Raw genomic sequence first — 15,742 nt, forward strand, 5'->3', positions numbered from 1 at the left:
CGGACTTCGCGACGGTGAGCAGTTGCGGGAGGGGGGTGCCGTCGTGGCGGGGGGTGATGGTGGGGACGGGCAAGTTGAGGTCGGCGGCGGTTTTCACGTCGCCGAAGGAGTGGAACATGGTGAGCAGTTCGGGAACGTTGGTGAAGCGGGCGAATCTGGCGCGGAGTTGGAACTTGTCGCCGGTGATGTTGGTTTCGAAGCCGGTGACCACTTCCCCGAAGGTCGCGGCCCAGGAGTCGAAGTCGTTGATCCCGGCGTCGGTGAGGAGGTGGGGGGCGAGGTAGTGCTGCATGACGTACATCTCGGTGACGGAGTTCGCGATCGGGGTGGCGGTGGCGCCGGTCATCACCCGATGCCCGTAGCGCTCACGCAGGAACCACAGTTTCGCGTCGAGGTCCTGGGACCGTTGTGAGCCGTCGATGGAGGCGCCGGGGATGTTCGAGGCGACGCGCAGGTTCTTGTAGTCGTGGAGTTCGTCGATGACCAGGTAGTCGATGCCGGTTTCTTCGAAGCTGATCCCGGGGTCGCGGGGCTGGTCGAGTTTGGCTTTGAGTTTCTCTTCGGCGCGCAGGATCTGCTTCTCGATGGCCTTGACGCGGGACTCGGCGCGGCCCCCGGCGTCAGCGAGCCGGGTCAGGGCGGCACGGATGTCGCGGGTCTGTTCGGTGAGGTAGTCCAGTTCCCGGCGCGGGTCCAGGGAGATGGCTTGGAAGGCGGTGCGGGTGAGGATGACCGCGTCCCAGTCGTTGGCGGCGACGCGGGCGACGAACGCGCGGCGTTTGTCGGCGGTGACCTCATCGGCGCCGGCGGCCAGGACGGTGGCGTGGGGGTAGAGCTGCATCCAGTCGCGGGTGAACTGCGCCAGCAGGTTGTTGGGCACCACGATCGCGGGTTTCCGGATCATCTGGAGGCGTTTGAGTTCGGTGGCGCCGATGATCATCTCCGCGGTCTTCCCGGCGCCGACGACGTGGAACAGGCCCACGGATGGCTCGTTGAGCATCCTCGCGACCGCCGCCCGCTGGTGCGGCCGCGGGGTGAACGAGTTCACCAAACCGGGGAACGTCAGCTGTTGACCTTCGGCGCTGTAGTCGCGCAGCACGATCGAGTTGAACCGGCGGTTGTACTCGGCCTGCAGCCGCGCACCACGCTCGGGGTCCTCCCACACCCACCCGGCGAACCGCTGCGCCAGCAGGCGGGCTTTCTCCTGCGCGGCCTCGGTTTCGGTGGCGTTCAACGTGTCGATCTTGCGGCCGTCACGGTCGGTGTGGGAGTCCTTGACCAGGATCTGCGTCTGGGTCAGGAGACGTTGGATCAGTTCGGGGGCAGTCAGCCGGCGGGTCCCCCAATCGTGGGTGGCCGACATCGACCACTTGTTGCCCTCGACCACCCACTCGGAGCCATGAATATGAGTCACCTTCGCCTGCCGATCCTGGAGGATTTCACGCATGAACAAGGTGTGATCCTCGGCCGGGATCCACACCGCCCCCAGCGCGGCGGCGATGTCACCTGGCCCCAGATCGGGGGGCAGCACGGCCCGCAGCGCGGTCACGTTGTGATGCCAGCGGGGATCGACGGCGGCCGCCTGCCGGGCGAGGTCGAGCTTGTCGCGGACGTTGCCGGAGAGGTACTCGGCCCGCAACACCACACCGCTGCTGTCACCCTCGCGGGTGGGGGTCTCGAACACCAGATCATCAATCCGTTGTCGTGCCTGGGTCTGGTCGCAGCCCAGCAGGGCGGCGATGGTGGGCAGGTCGACGCGACCGAGGGTGTCCAGGCTGACACTGACAGCATCCGAAGGTGTCTCGGCCAAGGTGACGGGTTCCCGGGGCACGATCTGCCGGGCGGTCAGCAAACCCGCGGGCAGAGCCAGGCCGGTGTCGTCGTCGAAGCGTTCCAGGGCCGCGACCAGCGGACCGTAGGGGTCGAGGCGGGTCACCAGCCGCACCGCCGCCGGAATCAACCGCGCCGGTCTGCGGGTCGGGTCTTTCGGCTGCGTCAACGTGAACCGGTTGATCGGCCCAAACGTCTCGACGTAGCGTTCCCACGACCGCAGCAGCCTTCTCCGGTCCTCCTCCAACCCGGAATCACCATCGGCGGCGGTGGTCTCGCCCGCGATCACGCCTCGGGCCTGGTCCCGCAACTCGAGCAGGGCCAGCACCTCCACGTGTTGCCTGACCGGGACCTCCACCGCCACATTCACGCCCTCCGCCACCACGGTGAACCGGCCATCAGGGTGCGCGCTCAGATGCCCATCCCGCTCAGCCACCCCCTCCCCCACCACCACAGGCGAGTCGCCGGTGGCAGGGGTGAACGTCCACCCCCTCTCCCGCGCCTGCCGGGTGATCCCCGCCAGGGCCGCGCGGAGGGCCTCACTGGTGTCGATGTCGGGGGTGGGGGTGATGTGGAGGCCCGCCACACCGTGCATCCCGACCCGACACTCCGGCTGGCCGAGCACCAGCGACGGGTTGCTGGTCAGGCGACGGTTGACGTGGAGAGTCTCCTCGGTGCCGTGGGGTCCGGGGAGGGTGACCGGGTCGGTGAAGACCCAGTCATCCTCCCCCGGAGCCTCCCCTTCGACGCGGCGGCGGAGGATCAGCAGGTCGGTGACGGCCTCGGTGCCGGCGGCCGCAGTGTGGGCACCGCTGGGGAGCCGGATGACGCCGACCAGGTCAGCCAGGTGGTGCAGGTCGCGGCGATGCGCCGGGTCACGCGAGTCGAGGGTGTAGTGGCTGGTCAACACCGCCACCAAACCGCCGGGGCGGGTCAACTGCACCGACTTGGACAAGAAATGGTTGTGCATCACGTAGTGGTGCGGGTTGTGCAACGGGTCATGGAGCCGGACATCAGCAAACGGCACGTTCCCGACCACCGCGTCGAAGTACCCGCCCGGCAGGCGGGTCACGGCAAACGACTCGGCACGAATCCGCGCCGCTGGATACAGCAGGGCGGCGATGGCGGCGGTGGTCGGGTCCAGCTCGACGCCCATCATCGACACCGCCCCGGGGGCGGTCCCGATGAACACCCCCGCCCCGCAGCCCGGCTCCAACACCCGCCCCCCAGTGGTGGGGGCGCCGAGCTCGATCAGCGTGTCCCAGATCGCTCGGGCATACTCCACATGCGTGTAGTGCGCGTTGATCGTGGTGCGGCGCGCCGCATCGTAGGCGGCCGGGTCCAGCAACTCCCGCAACATCTGGCGCCGCTGCGCATGATCCGGTCGGGACTCGTCGAAGATCTGCGACAGGCCCTGCGCCCCCCACGACCCCCACCGGGCCAACACCTCCTGCTCCCCTGGCGTCGCAGGCCGGCCCTCGGCCTGCACCCGGCGCAGGACGCGGATCGCGGCCACGTTGGCATCGAACCTGGCCACCGCCCCCGACGGCGCCAAACCGTCCTGCCCCCCAACCCGAAACCCCACCCCCACCACCGGCCCGGCTGCCGCGCCGGCTGCGGTCGCTGGTGGGGTGGGGGTTACTGGTCCTCGATCAGGCCCGTCTTGTCGTGGATCGCGTGGTGGGCCTCCATCAGCAGCTGCAGGATCGAAGAGGTCTGCGGGTCGAAGCCCGCGTTCTCGTCGTCTTCTTCCAGGGTTTCCGGTTCCGGGGTCAGCATCTCGGCCCGGACGATCTCCTCGGCCTGCATCCGGATCGCGTTGAGCCGACCCACCTTCTCCCAATAGGTTTCGCCGGTCGGGTCGGGGCCCTGCATCTGCTCGGCCAGCCACACCACCCGCGTCTGGGCCTCCTGCCCCAACGTCGAGAAGAAGTGGTTGGGATCCTCCAACGCCGCGTACCTGGCCGGGGCCAGCATCTGCCACGACTGCTCCGCGAACCGGCCGTACTGATTCATCAACGGACTCCTCATCTGCGCTGAGCCACAACTCCTCAAGCGAGGGCTGGACAAAACGGGATCGACTTCTAGACGCCATGCCTTCGAAGAACCCCAACTCAGGTCACACACCGCGTGAACCATCATCGCGACCCACCCCTCTCCACAATCCTTGTAGCGTCATCATCTCGGGCCCCTCCGACACCTTCGAACCGGCGGGCCTCTGGCTGGCGAGGTTGCGCAGCACGTTCCGCAGCCCCGCTACCACCTTCTCCGGGTCGCGACCCGCCAGCCTCCGAGCCAGGGCGGTGAGGTCGGTGCCGGCGGCCTGCAACCTGGTCAGATCCGCCTGCACACTCCCCCACCCTTCACCCAGCAGGGTCGGGTTCACCGCTTGAGCCCAGGGACGCCAGTCGACCTCCACCGCAGCCCCCGGCTCGTGGTGTGCCAGGGTCGCGGCCGCCACTGCGGCCGGCACCCTCGCCAGCCGCCTCGCCAACAGCGGTATGTCGGCGCCGGCGTGGTGAAGTTCGTCGAGCCCGGCGGCGAGATGCGGCCACTCCCCCACCCCACCCAGGCCGGTCAGGTCGGCCCAGGACTGCCAGCGGTCGGCTGGGGGCTGGTCGAGGCGGCGGCGCATCTGCCTGGTCTGTTCGCGTGCGTGGTCGGCGGCCGCGGCCGGGGTGATGGTCCAGGCGTTGATCCGCGTCACCAGGTGTCGGGTCTGCTCCTCCGGCACCATCGCCTGGTGCTGCTTCCAGGTGGCTGGGGGGCGGGCGGCGAGGATCTCGGCGACCTGCCGGCCAGCCTCGGCGGGGTGGAGGAACGTGACCCGGTCACGGATCATCACCTCCCCCTGCACCGTGGTGGCCGTGACCAGAGCGTCGTGGAGGGCGTCGCGGCCGTGCTGTTGGAGTAGCTGTGCTGGGTCACCACCGGCGGGGAGGAGCAGGCGGCGTGGGTCGAAGCGGTGCTGCGCGAGGAGCCAGAAGGTGTTCTCGGCGGCGACGTGGCCGGCATTGTCAGCGTCTGTGGCGAGCAGCTGGGTGGGTCCGTCGCGCAGCAGCAGCGTCTGCTCCGGGGTCAGCGCGGTTCCCAGCGGTGCGACGCCGACGAAGGCCCCGTGGCCGGCGAGGGTGACCGCGATCGCGTCCATCGGCCCCTCCACAATCACCGGCGTGGCGGTGCCATGGAGGAGGTGGTGGCCGTAGAGGACGTCTCGTTTCGCAAACAGCGCGCTGGCGGGGCTGTTCAAGTATTTCGGGCCGTGGTCGTCGCCGGCGTCGGGGTGCCGGCGGCCGACGAACCCGACGATGACGCCTTCATGGGTGATGGGGAGGATGGCGCGGTCGCGGAAGCGGTCGATCACCGTGCCCTGCCGGGTGGTGGTGGCCACCCCCGCCGCGAGCAACTCGGCGGTGTCGAATCCTTGCTTCCGCAGCGCACTGACCAGGGAGGTCCAGCCCGCGGGCGCGTGCCCGACCCTGAACCGGGGGTCGCCGGCAAGATCCTCCCCGAACCGCTCCCTGAAGTAGTGCTGGCTCCATGAGCCGGGCAGCTGGGCCTCGAAGAACCCGGCCGCCGCCTCGGTGACCTGGGCGAGGCGCTGCGGGGTGTGGGGGGTCTCGGCCCAGCGGTCGGCGGCCGCGAACCCCTGCCGCAGCTCGACCTCGGTGAAGTCCGGATCGGTACGCTCCCGCAAACTCGCCGCCTTGGCGAGGTCGGCGGTGCGGGTGGACCAGTCGATGTCCTCGATTCCCTCAGGCGGCAGCTCGTCGGGATGCGGCGGCTCCTCCACCTCGTCGGGAGGCGGGGTGGTGAGGTGGTGTGTGCGCCACAGCATGGCCTGACATGCATCATCGAACCCGGACACATCCACCGTCGGGGTGATCAGATTGTCGAGGTGGTGTCCGTGGTCGGTGGCGTGGGTGATCGCGGCGGCCAGGTGGGGCCACCAGGGGCTGGCCTCCAACTCCGCCGCCGCCTCATACCCGAGCCGATCAACCAGATCCGATTCCCAGGCGGGGAGGGTGGGGCCGTCGGCGGCGGCGAGGTGGCGGGCCAGTCGCCACCACAACGCGGCCGCTGGCTGTTCCGCGGGCAGTGGCCCGTCGGCCACGGCTGCGGCGAGGTGCTCGGTGACGGGCACCCCGGCCTGATGGAGCGAGGCGAGGCGGTGCGCCAGGACGACCGCGTAGGGGTCGCGCGGCAAGTCGTGGCGGATGTCGCGCAGCAGATCGGTCCACACCCCCACCGGATGCGCAGGCCGCAACCGATCCAGGAGACGCTGCTGCCAGCGGTGCGCCGCGGCACCGAGCTGCGCGGGGCCGGTGGGGCGCCGGTCTGCGCGGTCGACCTGCCACGCCGCCCGCCACACCTCCACCTCCCCCACACTCGACGCCGTCAACGTCTGCCCGGGCAGCGCCCACACCGGCCGCGACACCACCGTCGCAGCGTCACGGACCTCGACAGCGAAGTCCTCCACCAGGTGGTGGCGCGCCGCCAGATACGGTCCCCACTGCGGATGCGCGGTGAGGGCGGAGGGGATGGCGGGGAGCCACGGCAACGGCCCCACCCCTGCGGGGTCGGGGAGTCGCCAGGTCAGCACCGCCGCCGGATCCGCAGCCGTCCCCAGCTCACGGGCATCGACCGCCGCCCGCAGAACTTCCAGCGGCGTAGCGGCGCTGTCGGCGGCCGCGTGCAGGAGATGGGACCGCAGCGTCGGCCACGCCGGGCAGGACGTCAATTGCTCCACCACCTGGTCGGCATGCTCATCCAACTCGGTGGCGGCGTCGGCGTGCAGCTGCTCGATGGCCACCGTGACCGCGTCGGTGTAGCGGGCGGCCGCGAGCCCCAGCCTCGTGTACGGATCGGTGGCGTGGCGGGCTTCGGTGGTCACCGATCGGGAGGATCCGTCCCGGGCCAGGACCTGCTCGAGGACGTCGCCGGCGGTGACCGGCCGCAGCGTCGCGGGATGGATCGGGGCATTCTCCTCTCCCCCGTCGACGACCTGCACATACGCCTCGTTCGAGCGGCGGCCGCGGCTCATCGCCACATACAACTGCTGCCTGCTCTCCGTCCCGGTCAGCACCGTGTGGGTGGTGTCGACCGTGACCCCCTGAGCGCAGTGCACCGTCACCGCGTACCCCAACTCCACATGCTCCAACACATACGCCGGCGGCAGCACGACCCGCAGCCCGGTGCTGCGGTGGACTGCTCGGAGTGCGCCGGCCGGGTCGACGCCGGTGACGGTCCACCGGTCGCCGTTCTTCACCCAATCCGTCGCGCTGATCGGGATACGGCGGTCGTTCATCCGGGTCACGATCACATCCCCTACCGATGCCACGTTCCCATCCGACAACCCCACCACCACCGCCGGCGGCGTGTCGTCGGGGGTGTCGGTGAGGCGGTGGTCGCGGGCCCACCGGTTGAGTTGGGCGACGCTTTCTCGGGTGCCGGCCAGCATCACGCTGTCGAGCCCCGCTCCACGATCGTGGAGCCAGCCGGCCAGCGCGTCACGCAGCACGGTCTCCTCGGAGCCGGCATGGATCCGTCCCTGGTCGAGGTAGAAGCCCAGCGCCTCGAGCCGGCCCTCCCGCAGCGCCAGCGATGCTGCTGCTTCTGCGGGGTCAATGAAGCGCATCACCTCGGTCAGCTGTACCGCGCCGTGGGTCTCGGTGATGTCGCGCAGCACGCCGCCGGCGCCGACCGCGGCGAGCTGCTGATCATCACCGATCAGCCGCACCGACGCCCCCCGCCCCATCGCGAACCCGACCACCACTGCCAGGGTGGGGGTATCGGCCATCCCGGCCTCGTCGACGATCACCAACGTCTCCGCACCGATCAGAGCCTCAACGCCCGCTGGGCTGTGGTGGAGGTCGTGGGCGATCTTCGCCAGCGTCGCCGAGGCTCCGACCTGCTCCCCCAGCACCCCGGCCGCGACTGCGGAGGGCGCCAGACCCAGCACGGTGCCGCCGCTTTCCCGCCACGCGCCGGCCAACACCGCCAACGCTGTGGTCTTGCCTGACCCGGCCGCTGCCAACCCCCCCTGCACCCGGCAACCGCTGGTCGCCATTTGCCGCACCAGCTGGATCTGCCCCGCGTTCAACGCAACACCGCCGGCGGTGGAGGCCAGCAGCGCCACCGTGACGTCGACCTCCTCGACCCGCCGCCCATCCGTCCTGCCGGCGGCCGCGGTGATCGTCTCCTCCGCTTCAATCACGGCGGTGGAGGTGAACCGGCGACCCCCGACGGTGCTGTAGACACTCTCCCCATCACTGCGGCGCAGCAGCTGCGGATCACTGACCGGATCGGTCCAGCCGGCCACCGGCAGACACCTGGCGGTCGCGGCCGCCAGCAGCGCGGCGGTCAACTCCTCCGCCTGCCGCGGGGTGGTGGCGCGTTCCCGGGCACGACGTGACGCCTCGGCCTGCAGGTGCCACACCGTCCACGACGCCCGCGACAGACCCATCCGGGCCACCATCTCGCCGGCCACAGAGTCGACCCATTCCGTGGTGACCGGAGGCCCCGACTGGTGGCCGGCGGCGGTCACGTCGGTGAGCATCCGGGCCACCCCGTCGCCGCCGAGGACGGCAGCCGCTTGGGTCGCCCAGGTGGTGCGCTGCTCGGCCAGGGAGCGGGGTTCGTGCTTGGCCTGCCGGGTCTCCAGCGTGGCCTGCTGCGCCAACGCGATCGCCTCGGCCGGCGTCGGCGGCCGGCCATGCGCGTGCTGGAAGTCGACTGCCAACTCCGCCTGACGGGCCTCGATCGCCGCCCGCCGGCTCGACCACGCCTCCCGCAACCGGGCCGGCACACCCAAGATCTCCCGCACCACCCGCTTACCCGCATCACGCGCCGTGTCGACCGCGAACCGGACCCCGAGACGGGCCACCAGATGGGCCTCCAGAGCCGTGTTGTACACCTCCGAGATGCTCACCATCCCCGCATGCAACGGTCGGCCGTCGACCGCCAACCACGCCCCATCCAAGGTCTGGACCTTGTTCGCGACAGCGACATGGGTGTGAAGATTCGGATCCCCCGCCCGCGAATCCCGATGCGTGAACGCCGCCGCGATCAGGCCGGTGACCTCGACCTGCCGCACCCCACCATGCCCACGCCTCGAGAACAGGACCCGCTCCTCCAGATACCGCAGCGCGTCCGCGACAGCCGCGTTGTGAGCCTCCTCGATCTGCGCCGCCACCTGCTGCGGCGCCACCGCCCACAGGGCAGACACCGACTTCACCGGCGTGAACGTCACGTCATACCCGGCGCACGCGATCGTCGGGTTCCTCGTCAACGTCGCCACCTCCGACGACAACTCCACCCCGCTCGGCGCCCTCCCCATCCAAGCCTCGAAACCAGCAGTGGCGAGCTCGTTGCGGATACCGGCCCGCACATCCACCGGCACCGTCCCACCACTGCCCAGCCCGTTGGCCGCAGCCCACTGACTGCACCGGATCGCGACCTCCTGCTGGAACACCGTGGCCGCCGTCCGCACCTGGAACGGCGACCCCAGGCGGGCCGCTCGGCGGATCTGCGCGGGCGTCGCGTCGGCCTGGAGAGCAGCCAGCCGGGCCTCCATGTCCGGATGGAACCCGGCCCCGAACAAGGCACGCATCTGCGCCTCCGACACCGCACTACCCGGCTGCATCTCCAACGCTTCCAGGCCGGCGCCGACCCACCGTCCGGGCACTTCACCCTTCTCCGTGTAGTAGCTCGTCAGCGACGCGTGCCCCTTCTCCGTCGAATCCTGGACAGCAACCTGCCGGGTCAGGTAGTCATACCCCGACCCGGCAGTCAGCTTGTGCAGAGACGCCGTCACACCCCCTACCAACCCGAACCCGACCCGGCCACAGCGTGAACCAACTCCGCTGAATCTCATGGGACCGAGCCCGGGAATCACGCGCGTGTCGGCCGCCGGAGGAGCAGACTCATCGCATGAATCCCGAGCTGGGCGCCGACTACCAGTTGCTCGCAGACGTAGCGCAGGTCGTCCAGGTCCTGGCATGGATCGCCATCCTCGTCGGAGCGTTCCTACGCGAAAGCGGCACCCGCGAGTACCTCAGCAAGGGCACCGAAGCCCTGGGATGGGTCGCCCTGATCGGCTCCGGAATCGTGGGCTCGCAGATAGCCGCCCAGCAGACGCTGAACTGCTCACTGTGGGGGCGAGACTGCATCGAGACAGACGCTCAAGCCTGGGCCAACCTCTGGGAACACCTCCTCAAAGGCATCGTCTACGACGCGGTCGTCGGCGGCGTCGCCGAGCTCGTTGGATGGTCCGCCGCCCGGCTACGCAAGAGCCGGCAAACCTCCGGACCATGACGCGCAGACCCACGAACACGAACGTACCCCCAGCCGATCCGCGGCCCACGCCAACCACGCGTGATGTTGCATCAGATGCAACAACCCGGCCTTCTGCTGGAGCACGGTGCCCTTTGAGTGTGAGTGGAGAAGCATTCATTCGGAGGGCAACCAGACGGCATAGTCTCGCCTTGTGACTCCTGAGTTGTTCGCCGTCGTGGTCGCTGGCGGCTTCGGCGTCACCGGCACGATCGTCGGCGTCGTGATGACGACGTGGTTGGGGCGGTCCGCGGAACGGCGGCACTTGGCCGCTGAGGATGATCGTCGTTGGCTCGCTGACCGACGGCGGGTCTATGTGGCGCTTGGCGAATTCGAGCGGCCGACCACGTCAAGCGATAACCAGGAGAGCTGCGCCATCCGATCACCCGGCAATTGGAGCGAGTACCCGACGTCGGTTCGCGTTCTCCCGCGGATTCCACTAGACTCCCGTTTCGCTAGGGGCGATTGGCGCAGTGGTAGCGCGCTTCGTTCACACCGAAGAGGTCGGCGGTTCGAAACCGCCATCGCCCACTCTAGATCCTCGAACCGCCATGCTCTGTGGCCCGATGAGAGAGAGTCGATGACGGCGCCGGCAATCGTGCTCGTGGCTGACGGCCCGGACGACGTGCCGGTGTCGGAGGCGCTACGTTCCATTGCTGCGGCCCTCCGCGACTCCCGGCCGGACCTGCGCATCCACCTCGCCAGGCTGGGCGGCGTCTCCCCCAGGCTCGAGGACGTCATCAAGGCCCTGGTTGCCGACGATGTGGCCGAGGCCGTCCTGGTGCCCCTGGATCTTGTCTCGGCCGCTGCGCACCCCCCGGAGTTGGACACCTTCTCGCACTCCTCGGACATCCACCTCGCGGTGAGCCGCCCCGTCGGCCCTGCGGGCGAGGTGCTCAACATCCTCGACGAACGGGTGCGGGAGGCCCTTCACCGAGGGGGCGCCCTGGAAATCGACGGACTCATCCTCACCGCCCCGGGTGGTGGAGACGTGCGTGGCTCCTCCCTTCTGGCACGCAGGGCACGGCAGTGGTCCGCCCACCACAGGTTGCCTGTCCAGCTCGCCGTCGAGGACGGAGACGGAACGGCAACCGCTGCGGCCGTCCAGTCGCTGCGCATGCAGGGCCGGAGACACATCGCGGTGGGCAGCCTCCATCTCACTCCCACGCCCGCCTACCGCGCCCACGCGCAGGCCGCGCTGCGGGCCGGCGCCGTCGCCGTCACCGCCCCCATCGGGGACAACCCACACCTTTGCCAGCTCATCCTGGCGCGCTACGCCTTCGGCGCCATGGAGTTGCTCGACGGGACCCCAACGCGCCTACCCGACGGCCTGGACGGCGACGACTCCTGAGCCTTGACTCGGGTGCCTAAGCTCGATCCATGACAGAGCCTTACGTCGCCCCCGTGTCCAAGACCGACGACCAGTGGCGCACCGAGCTGTCGCCGCTGGAGTTCAAGGTGTTGCGCCAGGCCGGCACCGAGATGGCCTACACAGGGGAATACACGGACACTGAGGATGAGGGCATCTACGAGTGCCGCGGGTGTGGCGCCGAGCTCTTCCGCAGCACCGAGAAATTCCACTCCCACTGCGGATGGCCCAGCTTCTTCTCCCCCTTGGCCGAAGAACGGGTCCGCTACCTGCGCGACGATTCCATCCGCGGGCGGACCCGGGTGGAGGTCCGCTGCGCCGCATGCGACGGACACCTCGGCCACGTCTTCGAGGGCGAGGGCTACGAGACGCCCACGGACCTTCGCTACTGCATCAACTCGGTCAGCCTGCGCCTCAGGCGCGCCTAGCCGGGCCCGCGCCCGGCGCGCCATCGCTGGATCGGATGCGCCCCGGCCTAGGCTGTCACCCGTGCCAGCGAACGTGACCCCCATCCCCCCGGAGCCGTTCGCGCGGGCGCTGCGAGAGCTCGAGTCCATGACCTGGAGGCGCGGGTTCAACACGGACGAGATCGGGTCCCCTCAGCGGATCGCGCCCTTCTCGGTGGCCATCGAGGCCGAGCTCGCCGGCACAGACGAGCCCCTAGCCTCGGGGAGACTCATCCTCCTGCACGATCCCTCCGGGAACGAGTCCTGGGGTGGAACCTTCCGCCTCGTCACCTACGTCCGCGCCGACGTCGAGATGGAGATGGTGACCGATCCACTGCTGCCCGAGGTTGCATGGTCGTGGTTCACCGAGGCGGTTGAGAGCCGCGGCTGCCTCGCGCAGGCGCTGGCCGGGACGGTCACGGCTTCCTACGGGAGGGGCTTCGGGGAGATGGCCGACGAAGACCGCGCCGAGGTCGAGCTCCGCTGTTCCTGGACCCCCACGCTGAACGACCGGCACCCGCTGACGAGCCACCTTGCCGCATGGGAGGATCTCGTGGGCCAGGTGGCGGGCCAGCCGCCCCTTCCCCCCGGCGTGGCCACACTGCCCCTGGGCCGGCGCTCGTGACCTACGTCGAGCAGAGCCGCGAACCGCTCCGGCCCGTGGTCGCGGACGCGCCCTCCCTCGCTGCGTGCCTGGCCGCGCTGAGCGCCGGCACGGGTCCAGTCGCGTTCGACACAGAGCGCGCCCACGGGCACCGCTACTGGCCGAAGGCCTATCTGCTCCAGATCCGTCGGGAAGGAGCGGGCACGTGGCTGATCGACCCCATCGCGTTCGAGAACGACGGGCCGGCGGACCTCAGCAGCCTGGTTGAGGCCTGCGGCGAGGCCACCTGGCTGATCCATGCCGCAAGCCAGGACCTGCCCTGCATGCGTGAGATCGGCATCATTCCCCCGCAGCTCTTCGACACCGAGCTGGCGGCACGACTCCTCGCGAAGCCGGGTGCCAGCCTGGGCGCGCTCCTCCTCGCGGAACTCGGGGTGCGGCTCCGGAAGGCCCACTCCGCGGACAACTGGTCCAAGCGCCCGCTGCCCGACTCCTGGCTGACGTACGCAGCGTTGGATGTGGACTACCTGCTTGAACTCGCCGTCATCCTCGGCGATGAACTCCGCGCCACCGGCCGCGACACCTGGGCGCACCAGGAATTCGACGACGCCCTCACGCGGTTCACCGCGGTGCCGGAACCGAGGGTGGACCCATGGCGACGCCTCACCGGCATCACCACCCTTCGCACGCCCCGGCAATACGCCGTGGCACGAGCTTTGTGGCTGGAGCGCGACGCCATCGCGCAGCGACGCGACCGGCCTCCCGGCTGGATCCTGCACGACTCCGCAATCCTGGAACTGGCCGTCCGAGCCAGGGAGGCGGTCCCCACCCGCGCCCAGGCCCAGGCCCTCCCCGGCTTCAGCACCCAGCCCGGGCAGCGCTTCCTCACCAACTGGATGGGGGCGCTGGATGAGGTCAGGGCCATGCCGGAAGCCCTTTACCCACCCCGGCGCGGACCGCACACCGGCGTGCCCCACCCCCGCACCTGGGACCGGATCAACCCGGAGGCCGCCGAGCGGTGGGCCAAGGTGCGTCCGGCCGTCGACGAGTTGGCGTGCGACCTTGGCGGGCTACAGCCGAGTCTGGTGGCTCCCCCTGCGGCACTGCACGGAGCGCTGTTCGAGCACAGCGTCGTGACACGGGACGCGCTGATCGGTCTGGGTGCCAGGCCCTGGCAGGCGGACTTCCTGGAGCCCCTGATAGCCGAGGCCCTCGACAGCTAGGCCGGACGCCCCGCAGTCTCCTCCAGCTCTGATCCGCTCAGGACCACACCCAACACCTGCAGGGAGGTCTTGGCAGCCGTCAGTCCGATCTCCTCGAGCACCTCGTCGCGTGATCCGTGGGCAAGGAAGCGCTGCGGGATACCGAAGGTGAGGACCCGCGTGGCGGCGCCGGTATCGGCGAGCCTTGAGCGGAGCTTCTGGCCGACGCCACCCTCCACCAGGTTGTCCTCCAAGGTCACGACGAGATCGTGCCCGGCGGCGAGGCTGACGAGATCCTGGCTGACAGGCAGGGCCCACAGCGGATCGGCAACCGAGGCGGGCACTCCCTGGTCCCCCAGCCGCTCTGCCACGCCCAGGCCCATCCCGGCGAACTGGCCGTAACCGACGATGAGCACCCTGGCTCCCTCGGCTCGACGGAGGATGTCAACGCGGGCCAGTCCCTCGCCCACATGGGCCACAGCCGCGATCTCGTCGGGGAGGCGCTCCTTGGAGTAGCGCACCACCGTGATGGCGTCATCGACCTCGACGGCCCGGTCAATGGCGGCCACCAGCCGCGCCTGGTCCCGCGGAGCCGCCAGCTGCAGCCCTGGCACGAGGCCCATCAGGCTCATGTCCCACATCCCGTTGTGGCTCGGGCCGTCCGTCCCCGTGACACCCGCCCTGTCCAGGGCGATGGTGAGGCCCACACCGTGCAGCGAGGCGTCCATGAGCACCTGATCGAAGGCACGGTTGAGGAACGTGGCATACAACGCCACCACCGGGTGCAGGCCGGAGCGCGCCATGCCGGCCGCTGACACGATGGCGTGCTGCTCGGCGATGCCGACGTCGAAGGTGCGGTCCGGGAAGGCCGCGGCGAACCGGCCGAGCCCCGTGGGGTACAGCATCGCAGCTGTGACGGCCACCACGTCGGGGCGACGCTGACCCACCTGCACCATCGCCTCGGCGAAGGCGTCGGTCCAGGTGGCCTGCACTGAGGCCGACAGCGGCTCGCCGGTGATCTCGTTGATTCGGCCGACGGCGTGGAACCTGTCTTCCTCATGCTCCTCCGCAGCCTGGAAGCCGCGACCCTTCCGGGTGACGCAGTGGACAAGAACCGGTCCCCCGAAGTGGCGGGCCTGCTCAAGGTGATTGGTGAGGGAGGTGATGTCGTGGCCGTCGAGCGGGCCCATGTACTTGATCCCGAGGTCCGAGAACATCGACTGCGGGGCGACAACGTCCTTGATACCGGTCTTCACGCCGTGCATGAGGTCATAGACGGGACGCCCCACCAGCGGCATCCGGTTCACAGTGCGCTTGATCAGGCTGAGCGTCTTCTCGTAGCGCTGGTCCGTGCGGAGCCCTGCGAGGTGGTTCGCGAGGCCGCCCACCGTTGGGGTGTAGGAACGGCCGTTGTCGTTGACCACCACCACGAGGCGGAGACCGGGGGTGGCCGCGATGTTGTTGAGCGCCTCCCAGGCCATGCCGCCGGTGAGGGCGCCGTCGCCCACCACGGCAACCACCGTGCGCTGCTCGCCGCGGAGCCGGAATCCCTTCGCCAGACCTTCGGCCCACGACAGGGCCGTGGACGCGTGCGAATTGGCCACCCAGTCGTGCTCGGACTCGGCCGGCTCCGGGTAGCCCGACAGCCCGCCGCGCTGACGCAAGGTGTCGAACCCGGCCGCCCGGCCCGTGAGGATCTTGTGCACGTAGCTCTGGTGGCCCGTGTCGAAGATGACGGGGTCCGACGGCGAGTCGAACACCCGATGGATGGCGATGGTCAGCTCAACGACGCCGAGGTTGGGCCCCAGGTGGCCACCCGTCCGGCTCACCTTCGTGATGAGGAAGGACCGGATCTCGGAGGCGAGCTGAACGAGCTGCCGCCGGGAGAGCGCACGAAGATCGCGTGGGCTCTGGATCGATTCGACCAAGGACATGCGCACAATAGTAGGCCCTAACA

General features: G+C 69.7%; 9 protein-coding genes and 1 tRNA gene. 6 read left to right on the forward strand and 4 right to left on the reverse strand.

The annotated features are described in order from the left end of the window. The 3 genes from ACZK39_RS00005 to mobF form a co-directional block, all read right to left on the reverse strand. Positions 1-3,367: helicase-like domain-containing protein (locus ACZK39_RS00005; RefSeq protein ID WP_527252174.1), on the reverse strand; the 3,367-nt coding region annotated here is incomplete at its 3' end. 101 nt (positions 3,368-3,468) lie between these two features. Further along, positions 3,469-3,846, reverse strand: a complete 378-nt coding sequence (locus ACZK39_RS00010; protein ID WP_463612193.1) for a TnpV protein — start codon at positions 3,844-3,846, stop codon at positions 3,469-3,471. A 103-nt stretch (positions 3,847-3,949) separates the two neighbouring features. After that, a complete protein-coding gene (gene mobF / locus ACZK39_RS00015; protein WP_463612194.1) occupies positions 3,950-9,646 on the reverse strand; it encodes a MobF family relaxase in 5,697 nt (1,898 codons plus the stop codon). Positions 9,647-9,762: 116 nt separating this feature from the next. Between mobF and ACZK39_RS00020 the strand changes: the two genes are divergently transcribed. The 6 genes from ACZK39_RS00020 to ACZK39_RS00045 all read left to right on the forward strand — a co-directional run bounded on the left by ACZK39_RS00020 (position 9,763) and on the right by ACZK39_RS00045 (position 13,806). Continuing rightward, positions 9,763-10,146, forward strand: coding sequence for a hypothetical protein (locus tag ACZK39_RS00020; RefSeq protein WP_463612195.1), 384 nt, complete (start codon positions 9,763-9,765; stop codon positions 10,144-10,146). Between the two features lie 477 nt (positions 10,147-10,623). Continuing rightward, positions 10,624-10,695, forward strand: a tRNA-Val gene (locus ACZK39_RS00025). Positions 10,696-10,744: 49 nt separating this feature from the next. Beyond that, positions 10,745-11,515 carry a sirohydrochlorin chelatase gene (locus ACZK39_RS00030; RefSeq protein WP_463612196.1) on the forward strand — a complete coding sequence of 257 codons (771 nt, stop codon included), beginning with the start codon at positions 10,745-10,747 and terminating at the stop codon, positions 11,513-11,515. A 29-nt stretch (positions 11,516-11,544) separates the two neighbouring features. Continuing rightward, positions 11,545-11,961, forward strand: coding sequence for a peptide-methionine (R)-S-oxide reductase MsrB (msrB, locus tag ACZK39_RS00035; RefSeq protein ID WP_182782835.1), 417 nt, complete (start codon positions 11,545-11,547; stop codon positions 11,959-11,961). A gap of 61 nt (positions 11,962-12,022) precedes the next feature. Further along, the gene (locus ACZK39_RS00040; protein WP_459054358.1) at positions 12,023-12,604 is read left to right on the forward strand and encodes a DUF3000 domain-containing protein; all 582 of its coding nucleotides are present in this window, start codon (positions 12,023-12,025) and stop codon (positions 12,602-12,604) included. Beyond that, complete coding sequence (locus tag ACZK39_RS00045; RefSeq protein ID WP_182782836.1) at positions 12,601-13,806, forward strand: HRDC domain-containing protein; 1,206 nt, start codon at positions 12,601-12,603, stop codon at positions 13,804-13,806. The genes ACZK39_RS00040 and ACZK39_RS00045 overlap by 4 nt, the downstream gene beginning before the upstream one ends. Here the strand turns inward: ACZK39_RS00045 and dxs are convergent. Beyond that, positions 13,803-15,719, reverse strand: coding sequence for a 1-deoxy-D-xylulose-5-phosphate synthase (dxs, locus tag ACZK39_RS00050; RefSeq protein ID WP_182782837.1), 1,917 nt, complete (start codon positions 15,717-15,719; stop codon positions 13,803-13,805). The two genes, ACZK39_RS00045 and dxs, sit on opposite strands and share 4 nt — an antisense overlap. Between the last annotated feature and the right edge of the window lie 23 nt (positions 15,720-15,742).

This window comes from Tessaracoccus luoxuelianae (assembly GCF_055326245.1).